Source organism: Jeotgalibacillus sp. 10bf12 (genome assembly GCF_055597105.1).
Genome location: NZ_CP200276.1, coordinates 716,657 through 737,603, shown reverse-complemented (window position 1 = coordinate 737,603; position 20,947 = coordinate 716,657). Strand labels below are relative to the sequence as shown.

Genomic DNA, 20,947 nt, shown 5'->3' with positions numbered 1-20,947 from the left:
ATTTTTTGTGAAATAAAAAAGCATATAATCATTCACCTATCGAGAAAAGCCAAAACATAGTGATCAATAACACGCTGCATGCTATTGATCATTATCTCGCTTTCGGATATCGTGTGTAAGTAACTTTAGAAGAGATTGTTTTTGTCATTGTTAGGTCGCAAAATCAATAAGGTATGTTTGAATATGAGTAAGCTTTCAGGAAAGGAAGTTGCTTGTGAAAGTGACCACCGGAAAAAACGGAGTTATATATGCTATCCTCTCTTATGTGATGTGGGGACTGACTCCGATTTATTGGAAAATGCTGCAGGATGTATCGCATGGAGAGATTTTAGCACAGCGGATTTTATGGTCTTTTATTTTTATGCTTGTTCTCCTATTTTTTCTGAAAAAGTTCAGCTTATACCTTCAGTTTGTAAAAGAGATGATAAAGACACCAAAATTATTCTGGTCCCTTTTTATTGCTTCGCTTTTAATAAGTTCAAACTGGGGCATCTTTATGTGGGCAGTCATTCACGGACGAATTTTAGAAGCTAGCCTGGGACAGTATATTAACCCTATCACCAGTATGTTAATTGGCGTAATCGTATTAAAAGAAAAGCTGACAGGACAACAAATTACAGCATTTGTATTAGCAGGAACCGGCGTACTGATCATCACTCTCCACTATGGTGTGGTTCCGTGGATTTCTTTAAGTCTGGCATTATCTTTTGGCTTTTATGGTCTGGTCAAAAAAATGATAAAAACCGATTCAACAATTGGACTGACTTTAGAGACGATGGCAATCGTCCCGCTGGCTGGAGCCTACTTAACCTATCTTTTTTTTCAAACCGACTTTCAATTTTTCGACTCTGTTTCCACGAGTATGCTGCTGATAGGAAGTGGCATTATAACGGCTCTGCCACTTTTGTTATTTACAAAAAGTGCTCATGAAGTATCGTTATCAATGTTAGGTATCTTGCAATATATCGCACCAACCATCTCTCTATTCACCGGGGTCCTGCTTTACAAAGAAGTTTTAAGTACGGCTTATCTGATCTCGTTTATCTTTATCTGGTCAGCTCTTGTCATTTATACATATTCTTCGATAACGATACAGAAAAAAGCACGAAAGGCCCGGGTTTAGCCCGTTTTGATATTGAATAATGGATCTTGTGTCAGGTGCAAGGTGCAGCCCGGCCATTTATGCGCCGGCTGATCTGTAATTTAGTCATTATCGTCCCGGTGAGTACAGCAATATTTAATTTAAATTGAAACTTGTGCACACAAAAAATAGCCCGAGTAAACGCTTGGCTTTTTACATCACCCTGTAACGTATATGTGAATAAAATGGTATAATAAGGTTTAATATTCACTTACATAAAGGAGCTGTCTATTTGAAAAAGCACCTGACCATAATTACTTTCTTTGCCATTTTTCTAACTGCATGCAGCAGTGATCCCGCAATCGAAATGGACCAGGACACCAGCTATATTAAATATTTGCCTCAGGAAGAAGAGCTTGAGGTGTTTGTCAGATACCTGAATCATTCTAATCGACCTGTCGATTTTTGTGTAGAAATTCTTTTTGATGATGAGGAGATTTGGGATGCATTCCCTTATGAAGGGTATGTGATATCGTGTGATCCGGAAGATTTTGAGGATAAAGTTTACGGTGGAATGCCAGGAGAAATGACGATTTTGCCCAATAATGAATTTGTCGTTGGCCCAGATATGTTTCTCCTCGACAGTATCGATGAATCTTTATTACCCGGCAACGTCAGAGTCCGGTTTTTTAATGAGGATGGATTCGAGTTAATTGAACCGCTGAACGTATTGGAATAGACATTAAGCGGTTCAATTATTTTATAGAAATAATCACCAGGATCCGTCTCCTTAGGCACCACACCTATGCTATACTTAAACAATTATAAAAAATACATCTTTAGGAGGCCGAGCCGCATGTATGCAGAAACCGAACCAATTCCAGACGATTTGAAAGAATTACTGTCCCTGTCTCATCATGTGAAAAGCTTCGCTAAAGACAGTTATTTGTTCCGTGAGGGTGATAAGATTAAACATTTGTTTTTTATCGCAAAAGGAAAAGTTCAGCTGAGTAAGGTGAATACGGATGGGCGTGAGCTGACGCTGCGGATCTGCGGGCAGAATCAGCTGCTTGGGGAAGTGTATCTGTACGCTGATGACGCGACTTACATGCTTGATGCAAAGGTGAAAGAGGACGTCGCGTGCTATGTATATCCGATTCACGAGCTGGAAGCTGAATTTCAGAAAAACCCGCGGCTTGCTGCTGCATTTATGAAATGGATGTGCCTGAATCAGCGGAAGACACAGACCCGCTTTCGTGACCTGCTGCTTCACGGCAAAAAGGGTGCCCTTTACTCTACACTGATCCGTTTATCCAATAGCTATGGCATTCAAAAGTCAGAAGGGCTCTTAATTGACGTATCCCTCACCAATCAGGACCTCGCCAACTTTTGCGGAATGGCACGTGAAGTGGCAAACCGGATGCTATCCGAGCTGAAAAAACAGAAGATCATCTCAATATGCGACGGAAAGATCCTCATCCGTGACCTGGCTTACTTAAAAAACGAAATCCAATGCGAAAACTGTCCGTTGACACTTTGCCGGATTGACTAACCAGCTACTACTCTCACTTCAGAGAATAGTAGTTTTTTTGTTGTCTTTTTTAACTTAATCGATTAAATAAAACAAACTTATTTGTATTACCAAATCATATTCCGAATAAAATCTAAGTGCAGTAAAACGATTAGAAAAATAGCACAAAGCTATATTTATCTTTCTATTATCACTTTATTAAAGTCCATCGTTGATATTTCACAGCTGATGATTGGAGCGTAAGGGGGCGACTCCTGCGGAAAAACGATCGTGAAAGACCCCGGAAGGCAGTGTTCTTCTGCCTGAGGAGGCTTGAGCGTTCGTCCGCGGAAAGCGTCCCCCTGAAGCGGAAATCAGCAGCCAGATTCTATAGAGCCCATATAAGAAATTTGGCGAAAAAATGAAAGAATCGTAGTTCCAGGTAAATTTTTGTCACAGATGTGACTTTTATCACAGTGGTCAAACCGTGATTCCTTTACGCTTAACCCAATATGAATGTTGGAGAGGGGAACTGAAATGGCTAAGAAACAACAGGCGAATGAAGAAAATCTGAAAGGCACACTCATCAGCGTGTTTTTTGTTGGATTTGTCATCGTCGCAATGTGGGTAGCTGTTTACCTGATGTATTTATCCCAATAACCTTAAAGGAGAATCACCATGCATCTTCATAAGTACGAAAAAATATGGCTCGTGTTCGGCACAGTATGCCTGATCGCATTCTTAAGTATTGTCGGTGTCAATGCGTTTGCCCACGATCACACACCTGCTGGCGGAATCCAGACGATCGATCCTGAAAAGGTAAGAGAAACCGCTCCATTTAACGAGCCGGGTGTTAAAAAGCTGGATGATGATACGTATCAGGCCGCGATCATCGCAAGTGCTTTTGCTTACGACGGCGGAGAGGCGTTAGAAGTGCCGGTTGGCAAAGAAATTATTTTTAAAGTAACAAGTACAGACGTGGTTCACAGTTTTACGATTGATAACACAAACGTCAATATGATGGTTGTGCCCGGTCAGGTGACGACAAAATCATACACCTTTAAAGAGCCGGGGAAATATCTGATCATCTGTAATGAATACTGCGGAACAGGTCATCATTTTATGTACAGGGAAATTGAGGTGACTGAATCATGATCGCAGCTGGAGAACGTAAACTCGCACTCTGGAATATTGGTGTTGCCTACACCGCATTTTTAATCGGAACACTTGCCGGTCTGCTGCAGGTATTTATCCGTAACGACGCACTGGAGCTTCCGGCATGGCTGGATTACTATCAGATTTTAACCGCACATGGCGTGTTACTTGCACTTATATTTACGACATTTTTCATTTTTGCCTTTTTCATTTCAGGTATGAGTAAAAGCCTTGGCGCATTCGGTCCGAAGGTATTGCTTTGGAACTGGATCGGATTTCTGGTCATGCTTGCAGGAACGATTCTTGCGACATTTATGATTGTGATCGGAGAAGCATCCGTTCTTTATACATTTTACGCCCCTTTAATGGCTAACCCGTGGTATTACGTGGGTCTTGCATTATTTGTCGTCGGCTCCTGGATTATGGGGTTTGGACTCATTGGCCATTACGTGAAATGGAGAAAAGCAAACCGCGGTGAGCTCAGTCCGCTTTTTGCATTTATGACAGTAGCGACCATTGTATTATGGTTGATCGCATGCCTTGGTGTCGTCGCGACAGTGTTATTTCAGTATATTCCATGGGCATTCGGCTGGGTGGATACGATCAATGTGGAACTGAGCCGGACGCTGTTCTGGTATTTCGGTCACCCGCTCGTTTACTTCTGGCTGCTGCCTGCTTATATGGCATGGTATACAATTGTGCCGAAAATTATCGGCGTGCCGGTCTTCAGTGATTCACTTGCACGTCTTGCATTTGTCCTGTTTATCCTGTTCTCCATTCCTGTCGGCTTTCACCATCAGCTAATGGAGCCCGGCATCTCTGACTTCTGGAAGTTCCTGCAGGTCGTATTAACGTTTATGGTGATTATTCCGTCTCTCATGACGGCATTCTCCATGTTTGCAAACTTCGAGCGGGCTGGACGTAAGAATGGCGGGAAAGGGTTATTCGGCTGGTTCACAAAGCTTCCGTGGAGAGATCTGCGGTTCACATCCATTTTCGTGGCCATGGCCTTCTTCATTCCGGGAGGAGCAGGCGGAATCATTAACGCAAGCTTTCAGCTGAATGAAATCGTGCACAACACACTCTGGATCGTCGGTCACTTCCATATTACTGTCGGAACGCCTGTTGCTATGACTTTCATGGGGCTGACATACTGGCTAATTCCGTATTTAACCGGAAGAAAGTTCTCGAACACCATGAAAAAATTAGGCTTTATCCAGATTGGCTTATGGTCAGTCGGGATGCTGTTAATGAGTACAGCGCAGCATATTCTCGGACTGCTCGGCGCGCCTCGCCGAACAGCATATTCAGGTTACAACGGCCATGAATCCGCAATGGAGTGGTTTGATGGCATCCTGACAAACCACGTCACAATGGCCGTTGGCGGAAGCATTCTTTTCCTTTCAGCCATGCTGCTGCTCTATATCGTGATCATGAGCGCATTCGTCTCACCAAAGGCTGAGCCGCATGAATTTGTTGAGTTTCCGCTTGCTGAAAGTGATAAACGGGCAACACCGAAAATACTTGAAAACTGGTGGCTGTGGATTGGCATCGCCTTCTTACTCATCATCATCGCATACGCGATCCCGATCGCCCAGATGATTCAGCATGCACCACCAGGTTCCAGAGGATTTATCACATGGTAGGAGTTGAGTGAAATGGTACTATCGTTAATCTTCTTTTTTCTCGTCATCATTTTAACAACAGGCATATATGTAGAATTAACAACGGATGAAGATTAAAAAAGCAAAGGCCGGGATTGTCACGGCCTTTTTGCTTGATTTAATATCGGCCGATCCTGCAAATACATCGCCAGACCCGCACTATCCCCTTTCACAATCTCCTCAGCAACAAGCTTTGCTAACACCTGCCCATACACCATCCCGTTATCACCAAATGCAAACACGAAATAACAGCCCGGGAATTCTTTGTAATTCCCAACGACAGGTACCCCATCTACAATCCCACCGTAGGATGAAGCCAGATAAAACTCAGGTTCCACCTGAATATCAGGAAACAGTTTATTAAATTCCTTAATTAACTGATATTTTTTATGAGTTAATTTACTATTTCTGTCTCTTTCTTCATCTGTATTTTCATCCAGTCCGCCAATGATTACCCGGTTGTCTTTCGTAGTCCGTACATAAATATAGGGACGTGCGGTTTCCCAGAGAAGTGTCCGGTTGTACCATGCAGACAGGTCATCAACCGGAGTAGTGGTAATCGTGAAGGTACTTTCAAAAGAAGCTTTCTTCTCTTTTTTAATATCCATGCCCTCATAACCTGCAGCAAAAATCACATGACGCGCCTCTATGGCATAACCGTTCTTCGTTGTCACAATCATATTGCCGCTGCCCTGATCGACGTGCTGTCCATTCATTTCAGTATGCTCATATACACGTACACCGTGTGCCACTGCCTCTTCAAATAGCGCATGCGTATATTTGAATGGATTAATTTCACCGTCGCGATAGGAATAAATCGCTGCTTCTCTGCTAAATGGATACTTCGCTTCAATCTCATCTCTTTTTAAAAAGTCGACCTCACAATCATGCTGCTTTAAATACTCATATTCCTTTTGCAGCTTGGCAACGTCTTCCGGACAGCTTGCGGAATATAACGTATCTCTTCTGGTGAATTCGCAGTCGATTGAACTGCTTTTGGAGGCTGCTTCAATCTCATCAATCGCCTCCTGCAGCAGCTGCAAATGTCTTGCAATGTAGTCTTCTCCGAATGTATTCACTAAACTGGTGAACATCTTTTCACCTGAATATTGCAAAATCGCTGTATTCGTCACAGTGCTTCCGCTAGCAATCGTTGATTTTTCGATCACGACTGTATCCAGGTCATGGCCAGCCAGGTAATGTGCACACTGCGCCCCTGAACTTCCGCCTCCAACAATCAGTACATCACAGATGAGGTCTGTTTCTAGTACAGGATAAGACGGTGCATCCGGAAAAGTAGTAGGCCAATAATAAGTGCCGGTTTGTCGTTTCATTTTGTTCCTCCCCCAAATTAAAATAGATGCTGTTACTATGTCCCGAAATATTTTTAATATGCTCAATACGTAAAAAGTGTCGGGATATTGCGTTGGTTACGCTTTCAATTTTTAAGAAAATGTGAGTGTGTGTAAAAAGAAGAAAAATCTGTTTGACAGAAGCTTAAAAGTCGCATACTATTCTAACTATCGAAAAATTAAATAACTTATCCAGAGAGACCGAGGGACAGGCCCGATGACGTCCAGCAACCATCATTTGATGAGAGGTGCTAATTCCTGCAGAATGTTGTCATTCTGAGAGATAAGAAGCAGATTAAAACCTCTTTCTTATTGGAAGTGGTTTTTTTGTGTTTATCAGGAGATTGCCCTTTATATTGCCGGTTGCAGATAAGGAAAAAGGGAGCGTAGTGTGTTCAACAATGGAAATATGACTTTAAAAAGCTAATCCATTACATTAATTTACATTATATACATAAAAGGAGCTTGCATAATGAAAAGACATCAACCTTTATTCTTATCACTATTTTTACTGGCTGGAGCAGGTGTAGTAAGCGGCTGTTCTTCAGAGGAAACGACGGCGTCAAATGGCGATGAGGTCATTACGGTCGGAACGCAGAATGATTATCCGCCATTTGCTTTTGCAGATGACAACAATGAACTGACAGGCTATGACGTGGATGTTGTAAAAGCGATTGATGAGGAGCTTGATGGCTATACATTCGAGTTTAAGGCGGTTCCATGGGACAGTATGTTTCTTTCGCTTGAATCCAATAAAATTCAGGCGGTAGCTGATCAGGTAGCGAAAACACCTGAGCGCGAGGAGAAGTATTTATTTACAGATGAGTCCTATTTTGCAGCTGAAACGGTCATTGCTGTGAAGGAAGGCAGAGAGGATATTCAGACCATTGAGGACCTTGAAGGAAAGAAGGTGGGTGCGCTCGCGGGTGATTCCTATACGCTGCTGCTTGAAGAGTATAACGAGACAGCGGATACTCCGATTGAATTAACGTACAGTGAAAGCGGAACGCCTGCTGAGATTTTACAGGACGTGCAAAACGAACGCGTAGATGCCTATGTGAATGATCCGATTATGATGAATAACGTGCTTGAGAAAAATGAGCTGGGCGTTGAAATTGTCGGACAGTCGCTTGTCAATGATCAGATGGGCATTGTGCTGAAGCACGGTGAAAAAGGCGAGGAGCTGAAGGCCTTAATTGATCCGATCATCAGGCAGCTGAAAGAGGATGGTACATTAGCTGAACTGTCACAGAAGTGGACCGGCGGAGAATATATTCCTGAATAAGCGTCCGGAGGGTAAGAGTGTATGGAAAATTTACTGGATATCGGCTTTATCATAGAAAGCTATCCCGCGATTTTGTCGCGACTGCCGATTACGATAGGGATTGCCGTGGGTTCTATGGTGATCAGCCTTCTGATCGGACTTGCGACAGCTTTAATTAAAATCTACAAGGTGCCTGTACTGAGCGTGATTACATCAGTCTACGTCTCATTTATCAGGGGAACGCCATTACTCGTACAGATCTATCTGGTGTTTTACGGGATCCCGAAAGTGATTTATTACCTGCAGATTGAATACGGTGTGTTTTTATCAGCAGATGTGAACAGTATTTCGCCTGAAGTGTATGCGCTACTGGCGTTTTCAATTAACCTCGGGGCTTATCTGTCTGAGACGATCCGTTCTGCGATTGAATCAGTGGACCGTGGGCAGTTTGAAGCAGCGAAGGCGATCGGGATGAGCCCGGTGCAGATGATGACGAAAATCATTTTCCCGCAGGCGTTGACTGTTGCGATCCCTAACCTTGGCAATATGTTTATCAGCACGATCAAGGATACATCCTTAGTATTCATTATTGGTGTCATTGACGTCATGGGACAGGCGAAAATTCTCGGCTCACGCGGTCTGGCATTTTTTGAAGTGTATATTGCGGTGTCGATTGTCTACTGGATTCTCTGCATCGCTGTTGAACGGCTGCTTGTCAGACTTGAAAAGCGGGCGCGCAGATATGAAAGAGGGATTGCATGATGATAAAACTTGAAAATATTCATAAATATTATGACAAACAGCACGTGCTGAAAGGGATTGACCTGGACATTCGTGAAGGGGAAGTCGTGTCGATCTTAGGTCCAAGCGGGTCAGGGAAATCAACGCTCCTGCGCTGCATCAATTTTCTCGAGCAGCCAAACAGCGGAATCGTTCAGCTCAACGGTAAAAAGGTGGACGCTGAGTCGGCAGGTAAGTCGGATATTCTGGCGTTAAGAACGTCAACAGGCATGGTTTTTCAGCAGTACAATCTATTCAAAAACCTGACTGTACTCGAAAACGTAATGGTCGGCTTAACAAGTGTGAAGCAGCTGAAGAAGGAGCGGGCGAAAGAGACAAGCCTTGCCATCCTTGAAAAAGTCGGGTTATCCAACCGGCTCGATCATTATCCGGCGCAGCTTTCAGGCGGTCAGCAGCAGCGTGTCGGCATTGCCCGTGCGATGGCACTCAACCCGAAAGTCCTGTTGTTTGATGAGCCTACATCTTCACTTGACCCGGAGCTTGTGGACGGTGTGCTGGCAACGATTAAAAGTGTGGCTGAAGAAGGAAAAACGATGCTCATTGTGACGCATGAGCTTCAGTTTGCGCGTGACATCTCTGACAGAGTGATTTTTATGGAGGATGGGCTGATTGTAGAAGAAGGAACGCCTGATCAGCTGTTTAACCACGCGAAAAAAGAAAGAACGAAGCAGTTTTTAAAGCGGTCAAAGCGGGCTGAATAATAGGATGACAGAAAGGATGACATAGCATGAACCCGATCAAAACGATACTGAATGACTATCCCATCATCATTCTTGACGGGGCACTCGCAACTGAGCTCGAGGGCTATGGATGTGATTTGAATGATCAGCTCTGGTCGGCAATAATTCTGCTGGAAAATCCGGAAATGATTAAAAAGGTGCACCTTGATTATTTTGAGGCAGGCGCCGACTGTGCGATTACTGCCAGCTATCAGGCAACGATTGAAGGGTATCAGCAAAGGGGATTGACTGAAGAAGAAGCCGTCAATCTGATTAAGAAATCAGTCCATCTTGCAGCACAAGCGCGCGATGAATTCTGGACGGGACAGCAGGGGCGTCCAAAACCTTTAGTCGCAGCCTCAGTCGGTCCATATGGCGCTTTTCTGTCAGACGGATCTGAATACCGTGGTGATTACGCCGCAGGATTTGAAGAACTGGTTGCCTTTCACAAAGAGAGAATCAAAGTGTTGGTTGAAGCCGGAGCAGATCTGTTAGCATGCGAAACAATTCCATGCCTTAAAGAAGCGAAAGCCATTGCAGAGGTATTAAAGGAATTTCCTGAAGTGACGGCATGGGTCAGCTTCAGCGCAAAGGATCAATTACATATCAGCAATGGTGAAAAAATTGCTGACTGTGCAGAGTGGCTGAATGATCAGGAGCAGGTGGCAGCAGTCGGTATCAACTGCTCAGCACCGGAGACGATCGCTTCCCTGATTACAGAAGTAAAAACCCGGACGGCAAAACCGATCATTGTCTATCCGAACTCAGGTGAAACATATGATGCAGTCAGCAAAGAGTGGGGCGGGGAAACTTCGTCAGATCAGTTTGCGGAGGACGCACAGCGGTGGTATGAAGCGGGTGCACGGATCATTGGCGGCTGCTGCAGAACGACCCCTGAGGATATTAGGGCGATTACTGAGTGGGCGCGTAAATAGGTGGAGGTCTCAAGTGTTAAATTGATCTACACGGAGTATAACAAATAACACCACCGCTTTGGCGGTGGTGTTTAGTATTTAATAAGTTTCACTAGGAGTTACTTTTCTTTTTTTAAAAATTAGAAGCGATAAATAATAAACTAATAATCCCAAAGCAAACGATAGCAGTGCACCAAAGCCAGTCCCTTCAGAAAGAAATGTGTTCTCATTAACTTGAATGATTAATAATTCCTGACCAAACAGTGTAGGTTTCAAATTTACATTTGTGTAATCTATGATGATCAAAATCATAGGGATAATAAATGTTGCCCCAAAGTACAGTAGAAGAAAACTGACACCACTTGAAAGATATTTAAATAATTTTTGCATAACTCATTCTCCTTTTGCCATATTATTTAATACATTTTTACCATCAGGAAAGATTGGTAATAACAATGCAAGGTTTAATATAGATGAAAAAAACAGCATGCCTGCCAATGGTCCATTAAACAATTTGAAATATATAATACTGAGTAAAAAAGGAAAAATTGAACCGGCACAGGCTATTATAATGTTTTTGTATTTCTTAATAAATGTAAGGTGATGCACTTCAAATGAGTGCCAAGAAAGATGAATACGAAAATCAAGTGGTTTCCTTTTTTCGGTCCAGTTGTAATAGATGATGGCCAAGATATGACCGAGTTCGTGTAAAAATAGTGTCACAACTACTGTAATGATAAATTGACTAACAAAATGTTCTACAGTTAAAGTGACAACCATATACGTACACATAGCTAGAAAAATAAAAAAAAGTATCATATGACCACCGGTTTCCTTAAGTAAAAAATTCTGATACATATGAAAGAAATAACTGTTAAAACGAGATAAATACTATTTACAATCGCTAAAGAATTAAATATATACATTAAAAAGAAATCGAACATTCCAAAGGTTATAACTAGAGTAAGTATTAAAAGTACCTTATTCATTTGAGTCATCGGAAACTCGTAGCCAATTAATACAGAAATGACAGTTAGAAATAACACTTTAGGCAAAAAGCTAAAAGAAAATTCACTTGGAATTTGTAACGTTAAGGGGATAAAAATTAAAAAAGAAAGTATAAATAAAGTGTTAATCAGTGTGTATAATCCTAACCTTGGAATTAAATACTCATTTTTAGTAAAGCCTAATGGAAATAGATAAACCTGGCTTTTAATGAAATTAAATCCAAAAATTAAAGGTAGGATAATGATGACTTCTATTAATCCAAAATTAAGGATGGCAGTGTATACTGCTGTGAAGTTCACATAACTGAGTGCGTTATAAAAAATTACAGTAATCAAGATGAGAAAGATATATAGTGAAGCCTGTTCCGCTAAAACATTGCTTCTGAACATATATACACTTTCCATTTTTGCATTAATACTATAATTGCTTTTCATTTGATCAAATGACACAGGCTTATCAATCAAGCCTATACTCGAATTTGAATTCTCCTGAAATTGTTTTAAAAGATAAGTAGTTGAATGCTTATAAAATAATATAAAAAGAAAACAACACCCGATTGAAATATAAAGAAATGCTAAAAGAAACTCTAGGCTTTCAAATTGAAAGCTGTAGTTATGAAACAGTGAAACGACTAGTCCGCTCACAACTAATATTTGAGCGATATAGGATAGACAAATAAACAAGAATCGTCTGAAGAAAAAGTTACTGACCATCCACAGTGTAAAAACGAGCAAAAATAAAAATGTACCTGTATAAATCGAAAGTATAAAAAGAAAAAACATGACAAAAAACGATTCAAAAATGATATATCCTACAATGAAGAGCGGCAGCATTGTGAACGAAAGAATAAGTGTGTAAAACACAGATAGAATGAAATAAAGTGCAATGATAAACTCGTGTGATTTAACGTTAATCGCATAATACAGGTTTTTATAGCTTGAAGAATCCAGCTTATTTCTAGATAAGAAAAATATGATACTCGATAAAAGAATGGAAAAACTTATGTATGCGATGTAGGTTCTTTCAGAATAACTTTGTTCAGTAATGTCTGTTCCCAATGAACTTTGAACAGCAATGGTTAAGTAAAGAGAATAGATCAGCAGCACTCCGATTGATACCGCAAATGTCTGAGGTTTATTGTCAGAAGCAATTTCTTTTATTCTGATTAACAGACCGGGCAATTCAACGCGTTTTATAATCTCAGCCATTGAGTTCATATAGCAGTTCCTCCACGTGCTGATAATATTCATGGTTTACTTTCTGATAAACTTCCTCTATGCGTTGACCTGAAAACTGCTTTTGCAGTTCTTCTGCATCTGCATTTAAAAGTTCTTTCCCGTTTCTTATAATGAGTACCCTATCCATTAGATCCTGACCAAAATCCAAATGATGAGTGGATAGTAAAATGCCTGTTCCGGTATTTTTGACGACCTTTAGGATTTTCCTCAAAACGATAATCATATCCGGGTCCAAACCGTTTGTAGGTTCATCTATAATTAAATAATCAGGTTTCAGAAATAATTGACTTACAATCTGTACCTTTTTTCTGTTTCCGTAGGATAAGTTCTTTATAGGAACTGAGAGGTATTGTGTTAATTCGAATAGTTTAATTAAGTTTTCCAGATAACGCTGATCCACCGAACCACTGTATGTACTTTTCATCAAGTTGATATATTCCTGAGGGCATAGATAGTCAAAGAGGTCGGCATGATCAGATATGTATGAAACTTTCATCTTAAAGTCAGTAATACTAGTATTACTGCAATAATCAACTTGTTTGTCATCTATGTTACAGGTGCCTTCATAATCAGTTAAACCAAGAAGGGATTTAATGATCGTTGTTTTGCCTGAGCCGTTATGACCAAGTAAAAGCGTAATTTCCCCTTTAAATACTTGAAGTTTGATATCTGTTAACTCGAAGGAACTAGTATACTTTTTTTTATTAATCAACAAATTTAGCATGACAACCATCCTCCTAAAAATAAAAGGGGAGCAAAAAGCATGCACCCCTTTTTAAAACCTTTGCTTAGATACACTTTACTTTGGCATAAAAGCCCAAAAACTTAATTTCTCCACTGAATTCTTTGTCAACTAGAGCACAAGCAGCTAAGTAAGCAGCTACTACAAGTACAAATACAATTACCCATATGTAAGCATTTTTTTGCGTTTCGCCTACAGCTTCAGCATTTTGAAAACTCTGAGTGAAAGGATTTGTAATATATTGTACTATACTTGACAACAACGCATAAAACCTAAAAGATAGATTTTGCAAATTCATCTCCTGCATCATATTCACCTCCTTTCAATTAGCAATTTTATTTAACTATTTAACAGCCATTGATCAATCAATTGTTTGAGTGAATTACCTTCTTTTGTATTATTTTCTAATTGCTTATTACTATATCAAATCTACTATGTGATGTTGTTGGGAAAATTATCTACTCTATCATACTTCTGGCTTAATTTGGGGGCCGAAATATAGAGAATCGTTTTTCAAATACTTAATATGTAGCAGATGGTATTGGAAATAACTTGGGAAATTCGAAGCTCTTATCCATCAAAATGTAAAAAAATCTTTAAATATTTTTTCAACTTGATGGTACTTATAGTGATTTTCGACTGAATATAATATAAATTCTTAAATGAAGTTAAGTAATCAGCTAGTGAAAAACAGTAAAGTGAATGTTTTTTAGAAAATAGATATTTTAATATATACAAGGGGGAAACCATATGGAAACCGTATATTTTGCCGGAGGCTGCCTATGGGGCGTGCAGGCATTTATCAAGACGCTGCCCGGCGTAACATCGACAGAAGCAGGAAGAGCGAATGGCTCAACGAGTACACTTGATGGTGAGTACGATGGGTTTGCAGAATGTGTGAAAACTGAGTTTGATCCTGAAGTCGTAACGATGGAACAGCTGATGGATTACTTCTTTGAAATCATTGATCCTTATAGCGTGAATAAGCAGGGGATTGATGTTGGAGAGAAGTATAGAACCGGCGTTTACAGTGAAGATCCTGCTCATTTAAAAGTGGCACAGGCTTTTATCCGGCAGAGAGACGATGCTGACCGCATTGTGGTTGAAGTGCTTCCTCTCACAAATTACGTGAGAAGTGCAGAGGAGCATCAGGACCGGCTCGAGAAGTGTCCGGATGATTACTGTCACATTTCTGATGAGCTGATGAATAAATACCGTGTTCAGTCAAATAAGTAACTCAATATAAGGAAATGGGGAACAATTAGATGAAGCAACGAAGCTTAGGAAATACAGAGATCCAGGTGTCAGAGATCGGATTTGGTGCATGGCAGTTAGGTAACACAAAAGACTGGGGCAGAATGACGGATGCTGAAGCGATTCATTTAGTCAGTGAAGCCATGGGTGCAGGATGTAACTTTTTTGATACGGCACCTAACTATGGGTCGGGAAAAAGTGAAGAGCTGCTTGGAAAAGCGTTTAAGGGTAAAAGAGAGCAGGTGGTGATCAGCAGTAAATGTGGCCACCATCAGAACGGGGAACAAAGCTTTGACCCGGAAAAACTGACCCAGTCAGTGGAAGGCAGTCTACAGCGGTTGCAGACAGATTATCTCGACAGCCTGCTGCTTCATAACCCGCCGTTTTCAAGTCTGGATAGAAACAGTCCGCAGTTTGAAGTGCTGGAAAACCTGAAGGAGCAGGGGAAGATCAGAGCGTACGGAGCTTCAGTGGATACCGGAAAAGAAATGAATGAGCTGTTAGAGAAAACGGATAGCCAGGTCATTGAGGTGATGTTTAATATTTTTCACCAGGAGCCTGCAGCTGCGATCAGGGCAGCTGAGCGTCAGGGTGTAGGGGTCATCACGAAGGTGCCGCTTGATTCAGGCTGGCTGACCGGCAAGTATGACACGGGCAGCCGGTTCAGCGGAATCAGAAGCAGATGGAGTGTGCAAGAGATTGAACAAAGAGGCAGGCTGGTTGGAAAAGTACGGCAGATCATTGGGGACGATACACAAATGGCACAGGCAGCGCTGCAGTTTATTTTGTCGCACGAAGCGGTATCCACAGTGATCCCCGGTGCAAAAGATCGTCAGCAGTTTAACCAGAACCGCTCCGCATCAGAGGGACGCCTGTCCGCTGAGATGCTCAATGAGTTAAAAGAGATGTGGCGGGAAGATCTTGAGGATGCCAAACTGCCGTGGTAACAGGCTTTGTGACAATGAGGAAATACATTTCAGTTGTATAAAATCATCAGCCGTTTTATGCTCATGATAGAGGGTGTGTTTCACCTTTACAGAGTACACCCTCTACATTAAAGGAGGATGCTTAATGTTCAAAAAGATCATCAAAGGCATTTCCAAAGAACTGAAGAAGCGTGGCAGCAGCAGTGGCAGAAGAAAGCATTACCGTCACGGCTCAAGCAGCGGGAAAAGGCGCGGTTACCGCGGTGGAAGCAGTAGTGACCGGCGGGGACGCAACCCGTATGGTGGTTCAGGCCGTTACAAAAACAACAGACATTATTCCAGCAGTTGATTGCAATGAAATCGAAAAAAACGCCGCTGAACCCGACAATGGTTCAGCGGCGTCTTTTAATGTGTGTGAAAGCTGCCAATCGCCTTCCTGATATCTGTGAGAATGTCTGCGCACTGCTGATAGGGCTTAGTAATACCAAGCAGCCGTTTGAGCAGCAGCGTTGTCTGCAGCTCGAGATGAAGCTCTTCTGTCCAGGGTCTTCCCTTTTTGATGTCCTTGTCATAAGAAGAGTACAGGAGAAACAACAGGAAGTCTCCCAGATCAAAGAAATCATCCTGTGCGAGCTTTTCACGCTGCGTATTTAATACGTTGTCTGCCTCCAGCCTGTTTGCCAGACCAAAGTCGATCAGGTGAATCTCACCATTGTGAAGAAGAACATTTGGAATTCTGATATCCCCGTGGAATACACCCTGGTCATGGATGTAACAAACAATACCAGTCAGCTGTTCAACGATTGCCAGACATTCCTTTTCTGTATACTGCTGTCCGGTCGCAAATAATGTATCCTCCACATTTTTACCCTCTACAAATGTCATCGAAAAGAACTGTTCACTCTCATATGAAAAGGTGGCGACCAGCGATGGAATCCCCGGGTGGTCCAGGAGCTTCAGTATCGCTGTCTCCTGAAGATAGTTTTCAGCATTTTCTTTTTTCTTACTTTTACGCATTTGCTTCACAACGCATGTCTGTCCGGTTTTCTGGTCGTGACATAAATAGATGATTCCGTAACTTCCGTTTTGCAGCACCTTTTCAATGTCGTAGCGCCCGGCCAGCACTTCGCCGGGCTGGAATTGATGGTCCATCATTCTCTGGCGTGTTTTTTTCATCATCCAACGTAGAGCGTCCATAAGCACCTCTGTTTGTTAAGCTGATTTGATTATATCAAAATATATTAAAATCCAGAAAATATTGATTGAAAACATCAGACTGAAGATGCGATTTTATCATATTTACAAATACTTATCTGTGGCTTAACAAATCGTCACTCAGCTCCTATATACTAATCTGGTAATCACTTTAAAGGAGTTGTCAGTATGAAAAAGGTTTTGAATCGTTCTCTGATTTTGTCTCTGGTGATCTCTTTGTTTGTTCCTGTCTATGGGAATGAAGAAAGAGCGGAAGCGATCACGGCTAATGACGTGGTCATCAATGAAATTGCCTGGATGGGCACAACGTACAGTTATTCAGATGAGTGGATGGAGCTTTATAATAATACATCTGAAAATATTGACTTAACAGGCTGGTCGTTAAACGCGCAGGACGGTTCACCCGCTGTTGCGTTAGAAGGTCAGATTCCGGCTAATGGTTCTTTTCTGCTGGAAAAAACAGATGATGGTACTCTGGCGGGACTCACTGCTGATCTGATCTACAGCGGCTCGCTTGGAAATAGTGGAGAAACACTGGAGCTGCGCAATGCGGACGGTGTGTTAGTCGATTCAGTCGATGCCTGGTACGGCGGTGATAATACGGCTAAATCAACCATGGAAAGAATCAATCCTGATGGTGCCGGAACAGCCGCAGCAAGCTGGGGGACAGCAACAGCTTCATATGACGGCGGTTTTGGAACACCTGCTAACAGCGGTTCAGGCAACACAGGCTCAGGTGACGGCACAGCGGCTAACGTCTGCGGTGACTCGACTGAACGTTTAAATAACGTATCTGAATCACTGTATGCGATCAATGTTTATTTTAATAAATGTGCAATTGCTGCTGATGCAACAGCAGGCAATGCTGCGAATTATAACGTAAACCTTGAAGACCGTTTGATTGAAAGATTGAATCAGGCGACGACAAGTATTGATTTTGCTACATATGAAATTAACCTGCCACGTGTGGTTGATACACTGATTAATAAGGCAGCTGAAGGGATCGATGTACGTGTCATTGCAGATGCAAAAGATGCGACGGATCCTCATTATGCAGACCGCTTTAACACAATGAGATTATACATAGAGGAAATGGTCCGCGGAAAAGATGGTGCTGTCGGCACTGCTGATGATATTCAGGTTTTCTCTGACTCTCCGATGCTTGCAGTGGAGGATCCGGCTTTGAGAACATCACACGGACTGCCATCTGCTCCGGATGATTTCGAATATGGAACCTATACAATCGGCAACTCAGATTATACAGGGTATTTATTTGTAGACGGTGAAGAGAAATCAGCAGGTACATACTATTCACCTGGTGTGCAGATGCACAATAAGTTTGCCGTTGTAGATGATACGTGGGTATTTACCGGCAGCTGGAACTTTACAGTAACAGGACTTTACGGCTCAGAGGACAATATGGCGAACGGCGTCCTTGGTGGTAACCAGCAGCATGTAGTCGAGCTGCATGCCCCTGAGGTTGCAACTGCCTATGAGACAGAATTTAACGAAATGTGGGGCAGTGAGACGATGACTCCTGACGCGTCAGTGTCGAATTTCGGTACGGGAAAAACAGACAATACGCAGCATATATTTGATGTAGGCGGCAAAATGGTTGAGGTTTATTTCTCTACCGGAGATGATGCACTGGGTCGCATGAGAGAGCTTGTGAAAAATGAAGCGGACCTCAACACTTATTTCACGATTTTCGCCTGGAGTGACCAGGGTCTTGTAGATGAATTAAAAAATAAATATGAAGGCTCCTACAATGATCTGGAAGGAACACTGACCGGATTTGATGTAAAAGGTCTGTTTGACTACAGCTTCTGGAACCAGTGGTGGAGTGCAAGTGTGGATATGACAGGGCGTACAGCAAGTCAGACGAGCGTGGACAATCCAAATACGCGCTGGGCTAACCCTGCCCCGGTCTATAAAGCAAATGAAGACCGCAAGCTTCACAGTAAAACAATGATTATTGATGCTGATACAAACAGTGATTCGACTGTTGTCGTCGGGTCTACAAACTGGAGTAACAATGGAAATAATGTCAATGATGAAAACATGCTGATCATTCATGATGCTGAAGTTGTGAATCAGTTTGTGCAGGAATTTAATGCGCGCTATATGAGTGCGGGCGGGACAGTAAACTAGTCTATTAAATTTTGAGGGCTGTGTACTGAAGTGCAGAAAATAAAGTAAATAAAACAGTGCAGCTCTCTTTTCGATTATGAAAAAGAGGGCTGTTTTAGTGTGAAGCATCTCTGTCATCGCAACAAAATCATTTTATCTATTGAATGGTATAAATCATAAGGACTATTAAATAACATTGGATAAAATAGAAATAATGAATTTTTTTATATAACTCGCTCAACTTATATAAATCTGTGTCTTTTAGAAAAACTTCATATAAAAAAGACCGTTTTCCTAATCTAAGGAATTTCGGTCTTTTTTTATACTAGTTTTTGTAGGAGTCAAACATATCTGTATTATCCGGGATATTTTCTAGATAAGTTATTTTTCCATTCTCATCTAATCTCGCAATATCTTTACCTGTTTGAGTAAAAACGTTTCCAGTTGCACGCTTGCCGCAAACTGCCCAAGGTGTTTCTAACATATCTGTACCTTCAATTCCTTTCCAGCCTTCGAACATATGCTTAATGTCAGCATTTTCTTTAAACACCATTTTCACAAACATCTTCCAGTTTTCAATGCCCTGCTTTTTGTGGCCGTTTAAGACAAATACAATATCGTCTGAAAAAAGGCTCACTAATTCTTCAAATGCTTGTTCGCTTGTACGTGACTGATCGAATAAATCAAAATATCTATTTAAGTTTTCCATAATAATCTCCTTTAGGTGCTACAGCACCATTTTTTCTTCTACTGTTGCTTTAAGTACGTCCAAATTTTCTTTCGGACACTTTTTATGAATTTCATTTGTAAGCATAGCGATGGTTTGACGTTTTAAAATGGACTGCCATGAAGATTCAGCTTCTCCCATTAAGTCAGATAGTAAACACATATCTTTATCTTTTAAGTTAAGCATATCGTGAAAAATACCGCTTGATGAATAAAGAGACTGCTTGCCTTCAATCGCTACGTATACGTCATAGATCGTGATTTCCTCCGGTGTTTTCTTCAAACGAAATCCACCTTTGCTTCCAGGAACGGAAGTCAGTAAATCAGCGCTAACCAGCTTTCGAAGAAGCTTTTGAAAATACGTAGGTGACCCTCCCAGTTGAGTACTGATGACATCTCCTGGCAGCACAGCTTTTTCAGGTAGAAACGTAAGCAGCAATATACCATACACTGATTGTTCAACCCCTGTTTTTATATGCAAGATATCAATTCCTTTCAATTTCAACGTGTATAAAGTGGATAATCATTATCCGTGTTGTCTACTTAAAAATAATAACGCTTAAGAATGAAAAAGTAAAGCATTTATTTCAGTCAAACGATTAATCACATTAATCATTTGCAAAAATGAATTTTGTATTTTCATGTTAAAAATTTTTAAAATCAGACAAATAAATTCGCTTTTACTGTTTGTATAGAATCAATGCGTGTCATCACACGGGTGAAAAAGATCAACATCAAGGAACGCTTTTCCAACTCACACGTATCTTTGTTAATAGCTTATGAGAAGTAATGGTATGATGAGAAAAAACTTCAATTGTGAAAAGTGCGGACATACAGCGTTCAAAACCGGAAAAATCGGCAACAGCGGCTATGATAAGATTAAGAAACCAGATTCATTTATGTCACTCGGTACAGCTATGTATATTTTCTGCTATGCGAAATGCGGAGACGTTTTTGGAATGAAGATTGAGAATCCAAACAGACTTTAAGCCATTTAACGAAGGGGTGAAGTGAAATGGACTTACTATTATGGTTTACCATCGCTTTTTTGGTAATTGGGTTTGTTGTGCTGATGGTACTCAGGAAATCAATGAATGAGCGGGTAGAGCTATTGAAAAGTAACCCGGATCTTGAAGATGGTGAAAAGAAAGCTAAACCGGTCATCTGGTTTATATGGGGAGCAGTTGCATGGGGCATCGTTAGCATGGCACTTGTTGTGACTTGGTTTTCTGGAAATGCTTAAAAGCC

Annotated in this window: 25 protein-coding genes and 1 riboswitch; of the genes, 16 read left to right on the top strand and 9 right to left on the bottom strand. The window is 41.4% G+C overall.

Features of this window, described 5'->3' with window-relative positions:
* The first annotated feature begins 214 nt into the window (after window positions 1–214).
* The 6 genes from rarD to DH10bf12_RS03470 all read left to right on the top strand — a co-directional run bounded on the left by rarD (window position 215) and on the right by DH10bf12_RS03470 (window position 5,392).
* Window positions 215–1,123, top strand: a complete 909-nt coding sequence (rarD, locus tag DH10bf12_RS03495) for an EamA family transporter RarD (protein WP_471737225.1) — start codon at window positions 215–217, stop codon at window positions 1,121–1,123.
* Window positions 1,124–1,373: 250 nt separating this feature from the next.
* Window positions 1,374–1,820, top strand: a complete 447-nt coding sequence (locus tag DH10bf12_RS03490) for a hypothetical protein (RefSeq protein ID WP_471737224.1) — start codon at window positions 1,374–1,376, stop codon at window positions 1,818–1,820.
* A 117-nt stretch (window positions 1,821–1,937) separates the two neighbouring features.
* Window positions 1,938–2,633 (top strand): Crp/Fnr family transcriptional regulator, encoded by a 696-nt coding sequence (locus tag DH10bf12_RS03485; RefSeq protein WP_471737223.1) that lies wholly within the window; start codon window positions 1,938–1,940, stop codon window positions 2,631–2,633.
* 495 nt (window positions 2,634–3,128) lie between these two features.
* Window positions 3,129–3,251, top strand: coding sequence for a cytochrome C oxidase subunit II (locus tag DH10bf12_RS03480; RefSeq protein ID WP_471737222.1), 123 nt, complete (start codon window positions 3,129–3,131; stop codon window positions 3,249–3,251).
* An 18-nt stretch (window positions 3,252–3,269) separates the two neighbouring features.
* On the top strand, window positions 3,270–3,746 hold the full coding sequence (locus DH10bf12_RS03475) for a cytochrome c oxidase subunit II (protein ID WP_471737221.1): 477 nt from the start codon (window positions 3,270–3,272) through the stop codon (window positions 3,744–3,746).
* On the top strand, window positions 3,743–5,392 hold the full coding sequence (locus tag DH10bf12_RS03470; RefSeq protein ID WP_471737220.1) for a b(o/a)3-type cytochrome-c oxidase subunit 1: 1,650 nt from the start codon (window positions 3,743–3,745) through the stop codon (window positions 5,390–5,392). Before DH10bf12_RS03475 ends, DH10bf12_RS03470 begins: the two co-directional genes overlap by 4 nt.
* A 116-nt stretch (window positions 5,393–5,508) precedes the next feature.
* On the opposite strand, the gene DH10bf12_RS03465 is transcribed toward DH10bf12_RS03470, so the two are convergent.
* A complete protein-coding gene (locus DH10bf12_RS03465; protein ID WP_471737219.1) occupies window positions 5,509–6,744 on the bottom strand; it encodes an NAD(P)/FAD-dependent oxidoreductase in 1,236 nt (411 codons plus the stop codon).
* Window positions 6,745–6,947: 203 nt separating this feature from the next.
* A riboswitch (SAM riboswitch) is annotated at window positions 6,948–7,052 on the top strand.
* 182 nt (window positions 7,053–7,234) lie between these two features.
* Between DH10bf12_RS03465 and DH10bf12_RS03460 the strand changes: the two genes are divergently transcribed.
* From DH10bf12_RS03460 to mmuM, 4 genes are read left to right on the top strand one after another with little or no spacing between them, the layout of a single operon-like run.
* A complete protein-coding gene (locus DH10bf12_RS03460) occupies window positions 7,235–8,047 on the top strand; it encodes a transporter substrate-binding domain-containing protein (RefSeq protein ID WP_471737218.1) in 813 nt (270 codons plus the stop codon).
* 21 nt (window positions 8,048–8,068) lie between these two features.
* Complete coding sequence (locus tag DH10bf12_RS03455) at window positions 8,069–8,788, top strand: amino acid ABC transporter permease (RefSeq protein WP_471737217.1); 720 nt, start codon at window positions 8,069–8,071, stop codon at window positions 8,786–8,788.
* Window positions 8,788–9,528, top strand: coding sequence for an amino acid ABC transporter ATP-binding protein (locus tag DH10bf12_RS03450; protein WP_471737216.1), 741 nt, complete (start codon window positions 8,788–8,790; stop codon window positions 9,526–9,528). The genes DH10bf12_RS03455 and DH10bf12_RS03450 overlap by 1 nt, the downstream gene beginning before the upstream one ends.
* Before the next feature lie 26 nt (window positions 9,529–9,554).
* Window positions 9,555–10,481 carry a homocysteine S-methyltransferase gene (gene mmuM / locus DH10bf12_RS03445; RefSeq protein ID WP_471737215.1) on the top strand — a complete coding sequence of 309 codons (927 nt, stop codon included), beginning with the start codon at window positions 9,555–9,557 and terminating at the stop codon, window positions 10,479–10,481.
* Window positions 10,482–10,559: 78 nt separating this feature from the next.
* Here mmuM and DH10bf12_RS03440 read toward each other — a convergent pair whose 3' ends face one another.
* The 5 genes from DH10bf12_RS03440 to DH10bf12_RS03420 form a co-directional block, all read right to left on the bottom strand.
* Window positions 10,560–10,850 carry a hypothetical protein gene (locus DH10bf12_RS03440; RefSeq protein ID WP_471737214.1) on the bottom strand — a complete coding sequence of 97 codons (291 nt, stop codon included), beginning with the start codon at window positions 10,848–10,850 and terminating at the stop codon, window positions 10,560–10,562.
* 3 nt (window positions 10,851–10,853) lie between these two features.
* Window positions 10,854–11,240, bottom strand: a complete 387-nt coding sequence (locus DH10bf12_RS03435) for a hypothetical protein (protein WP_471737213.1) — start codon at window positions 11,238–11,240, stop codon at window positions 10,854–10,856.
* A gap of 35 nt (window positions 11,241–11,275) precedes the next feature.
* Window positions 11,276–12,685, bottom strand: coding sequence for a hypothetical protein (locus DH10bf12_RS03430; RefSeq protein WP_471737212.1), 1,410 nt, complete (start codon window positions 12,683–12,685; stop codon window positions 11,276–11,278).
* Window positions 12,669–13,430, bottom strand: coding sequence for an ATP-binding cassette domain-containing protein (locus DH10bf12_RS03425; RefSeq protein ID WP_471737211.1), 762 nt, complete (start codon window positions 13,428–13,430; stop codon window positions 12,669–12,671). Before DH10bf12_RS03425 ends, DH10bf12_RS03430 begins: the two co-directional genes overlap by 17 nt.
* Window positions 13,431–13,494: 64 nt before the next feature.
* A complete protein-coding gene (locus DH10bf12_RS03420) occupies window positions 13,495–13,755 on the bottom strand; it encodes a hypothetical protein (protein WP_471737210.1) in 261 nt (86 codons plus the stop codon).
* A 443-nt stretch (window positions 13,756–14,198) separates the two neighbouring features.
* Here DH10bf12_RS03420 and DH10bf12_RS03415 point away from each other — a divergent pair, with 443 nt between their 5' ends.
* The 3 genes from DH10bf12_RS03415 to DH10bf12_RS03405 all read left to right on the top strand — a co-directional run bounded on the left by DH10bf12_RS03415 (window position 14,199) and on the right by DH10bf12_RS03405 (window position 15,977).
* A complete protein-coding gene (locus DH10bf12_RS03415; RefSeq protein ID WP_471737209.1) occupies window positions 14,199–14,684 on the top strand; it encodes a peptide-methionine (S)-S-oxide reductase in 486 nt (161 codons plus the stop codon).
* 29 nt (window positions 14,685–14,713) lie between these two features.
* Window positions 14,714–15,649, top strand: coding sequence for an aldo/keto reductase (locus DH10bf12_RS03410; RefSeq protein ID WP_471737208.1), 936 nt, complete (start codon window positions 14,714–14,716; stop codon window positions 15,647–15,649).
* 124 nt (window positions 15,650–15,773) lie between these two features.
* Window positions 15,774–15,977, top strand: coding sequence for a hypothetical protein (locus DH10bf12_RS03405; RefSeq protein ID WP_471737207.1), 204 nt, complete (start codon window positions 15,774–15,776; stop codon window positions 15,975–15,977).
* 56 nt (window positions 15,978–16,033) lie between these two features.
* Here the strand turns inward: DH10bf12_RS03405 and DH10bf12_RS03400 are convergent, their stop codons facing one another.
* Entirely contained in the window at window positions 16,034–16,825 is a 792-nt protein-coding gene (locus DH10bf12_RS03400; RefSeq protein WP_471737206.1) for a serine/threonine protein kinase, read from the bottom strand.
* 186 nt (window positions 16,826–17,011) lie between these two features.
* On the opposite strand from DH10bf12_RS03400, the gene DH10bf12_RS03395 reads away from it, so the two are divergent.
* Window positions 17,012–18,994 carry a phospholipase D-like domain-containing protein gene (locus DH10bf12_RS03395; protein WP_471737205.1) on the top strand — a complete coding sequence of 661 codons (1,983 nt, stop codon included), beginning with the start codon at window positions 17,012–17,014 and terminating at the stop codon, window positions 18,992–18,994.
* Window positions 18,995–19,298: 304 nt separating this feature from the next.
* On the opposite strand, the gene DH10bf12_RS03390 is transcribed toward DH10bf12_RS03395, so the two are convergent.
* Together DH10bf12_RS03390 and DH10bf12_RS03385 are read right to left on the bottom strand one after the other, a co-directional pair.
* Complete coding sequence (locus DH10bf12_RS03390; protein ID WP_471737204.1) at window positions 19,299–19,682, bottom strand: nuclear transport factor 2 family protein; 384 nt, start codon at window positions 19,680–19,682, stop codon at window positions 19,299–19,301.
* Between the two features lie 18 nt (window positions 19,683–19,700).
* A complete protein-coding gene (locus DH10bf12_RS03385) occupies window positions 19,701–20,180 on the bottom strand; it encodes an RrF2 family transcriptional regulator (protein WP_471737203.1) in 480 nt (159 codons plus the stop codon).
* 313 nt (window positions 20,181–20,493) lie between these two features.
* On the opposite strand from DH10bf12_RS03385, the gene DH10bf12_RS03380 reads away from it, so the two are divergent.
* Together DH10bf12_RS03380 and DH10bf12_RS03375 are read left to right on the top strand one after the other, a co-directional pair.
* Complete coding sequence (locus tag DH10bf12_RS03380) at window positions 20,494–20,688, top strand: hypothetical protein (RefSeq protein ID WP_471737202.1); 195 nt, start codon at window positions 20,494–20,496, stop codon at window positions 20,686–20,688.
* Window positions 20,689–20,714: 26 nt separating this feature from the next.
* On the top strand, window positions 20,715–20,942 hold the full coding sequence (locus tag DH10bf12_RS03375) for a hypothetical protein (protein WP_471737201.1): 228 nt from the start codon (window positions 20,715–20,717) through the stop codon (window positions 20,940–20,942).
* Window positions 20,943–20,947 lie beyond the last annotated feature (5 nt).

Bases quoted from the DNA above. Each gene is read 5' to 3' on its own strand.
- DH10bf12_RS03485 (WP_471737223.1), top strand. From the start codon at position 1,938: ATGTATGCAGAAACCGAACCAATTCCAGACGATTTGAAAGAATTACTG.
- DH10bf12_RS03480 (WP_471737222.1), top strand. From the start codon at position 3,129: ATGGCTAAGAAACAACAGGCGAATGAAGAAAATCTGAAAGGCACACTC.
- DH10bf12_RS03475 (WP_471737221.1), top strand. From the start codon at position 3,270: ATGCATCTTCATAAGTACGAAAAAATATGGCTCGTGTTCGGCACAGTA.
- DH10bf12_RS03470 (WP_471737220.1), top strand. From the start codon at position 3,743: ATGATCGCAGCTGGAGAACGTAAACTCGCACTCTGGAATATTGGTGTT.
- DH10bf12_RS03465 (WP_471737219.1), bottom strand. From the start codon at position 6,744: ATGAAACGACAAACCGGCACTTATTATTGGCCTACTACTTTTCCGGAT.
- DH10bf12_RS03460 (WP_471737218.1), top strand. From the start codon at position 7,235: ATGAAAAGACATCAACCTTTATTCTTATCACTATTTTTACTGGCTGGA.
- DH10bf12_RS03455 (WP_471737217.1), top strand. From the start codon at position 8,069: ATGGAAAATTTACTGGATATCGGCTTTATCATAGAAAGCTATCCCGCG.
- DH10bf12_RS03450 (WP_471737216.1), top strand. From the start codon at position 8,788: ATGATAAAACTTGAAAATATTCATAAATATTATGACAAACAGCACGTG.
- mmuM (WP_471737215.1), top strand. From the start codon at position 9,555: ATGAACCCGATCAAAACGATACTGAATGACTATCCCATCATCATTCTT.
- DH10bf12_RS03440 (WP_471737214.1), bottom strand. From the start codon at position 10,850: ATGCAAAAATTATTTAAATATCTTTCAAGTGGTGTCAGTTTTCTTCTA.
- DH10bf12_RS03435 (WP_471737213.1), bottom strand. From the start codon at position 11,240: ATGGTTGTCACTTTAACTGTAGAACATTTTGTTAGTCAATTTATCATT.
- DH10bf12_RS03430 (WP_471737212.1), bottom strand. From the start codon at position 12,685: ATGAACTCAATGGCTGAGATTATAAAACGCGTTGAATTGCCCGGTCTG.
- DH10bf12_RS03425 (WP_471737211.1), bottom strand. From the start codon at position 13,430: ATGCTAAATTTGTTGATTAATAAAAAAAAGTATACTAGTTCCTTCGAG.
- DH10bf12_RS03420 (WP_471737210.1), bottom strand. From the start codon at position 13,755: ATGCAGGAGATGAATTTGCAAAATCTATCTTTTAGGTTTTATGCGTTG.
- DH10bf12_RS03415 (WP_471737209.1), top strand. From the start codon at position 14,199: ATGGAAACCGTATATTTTGCCGGAGGCTGCCTATGGGGCGTGCAGGCA.
- DH10bf12_RS03410 (WP_471737208.1), top strand. From the start codon at position 14,714: ATGAAGCAACGAAGCTTAGGAAATACAGAGATCCAGGTGTCAGAGATC.
- DH10bf12_RS03405 (WP_471737207.1), top strand. From the start codon at position 15,774: ATGTTCAAAAAGATCATCAAAGGCATTTCCAAAGAACTGAAGAAGCGT.
- DH10bf12_RS03400 (WP_471737206.1), bottom strand. From the start codon at position 16,825: ATGGACGCTCTACGTTGGATGATGAAAAAAACACGCCAGAGAATGATG.
- DH10bf12_RS03395 (WP_471737205.1), top strand. From the start codon at position 17,012: ATGAAAAAGGTTTTGAATCGTTCTCTGATTTTGTCTCTGGTGATCTCT.
- DH10bf12_RS03390 (WP_471737204.1), bottom strand. From the start codon at position 19,682: ATGGAAAACTTAAATAGATATTTTGATTTATTCGATCAGTCACGTACA.
- DH10bf12_RS03380 (WP_471737202.1), top strand. From the start codon at position 20,494: ATGATGAGAAAAAACTTCAATTGTGAAAAGTGCGGACATACAGCGTTC.
- DH10bf12_RS03375 (WP_471737201.1), top strand. From the start codon at position 20,715: ATGGACTTACTATTATGGTTTACCATCGCTTTTTTGGTAATTGGGTTT.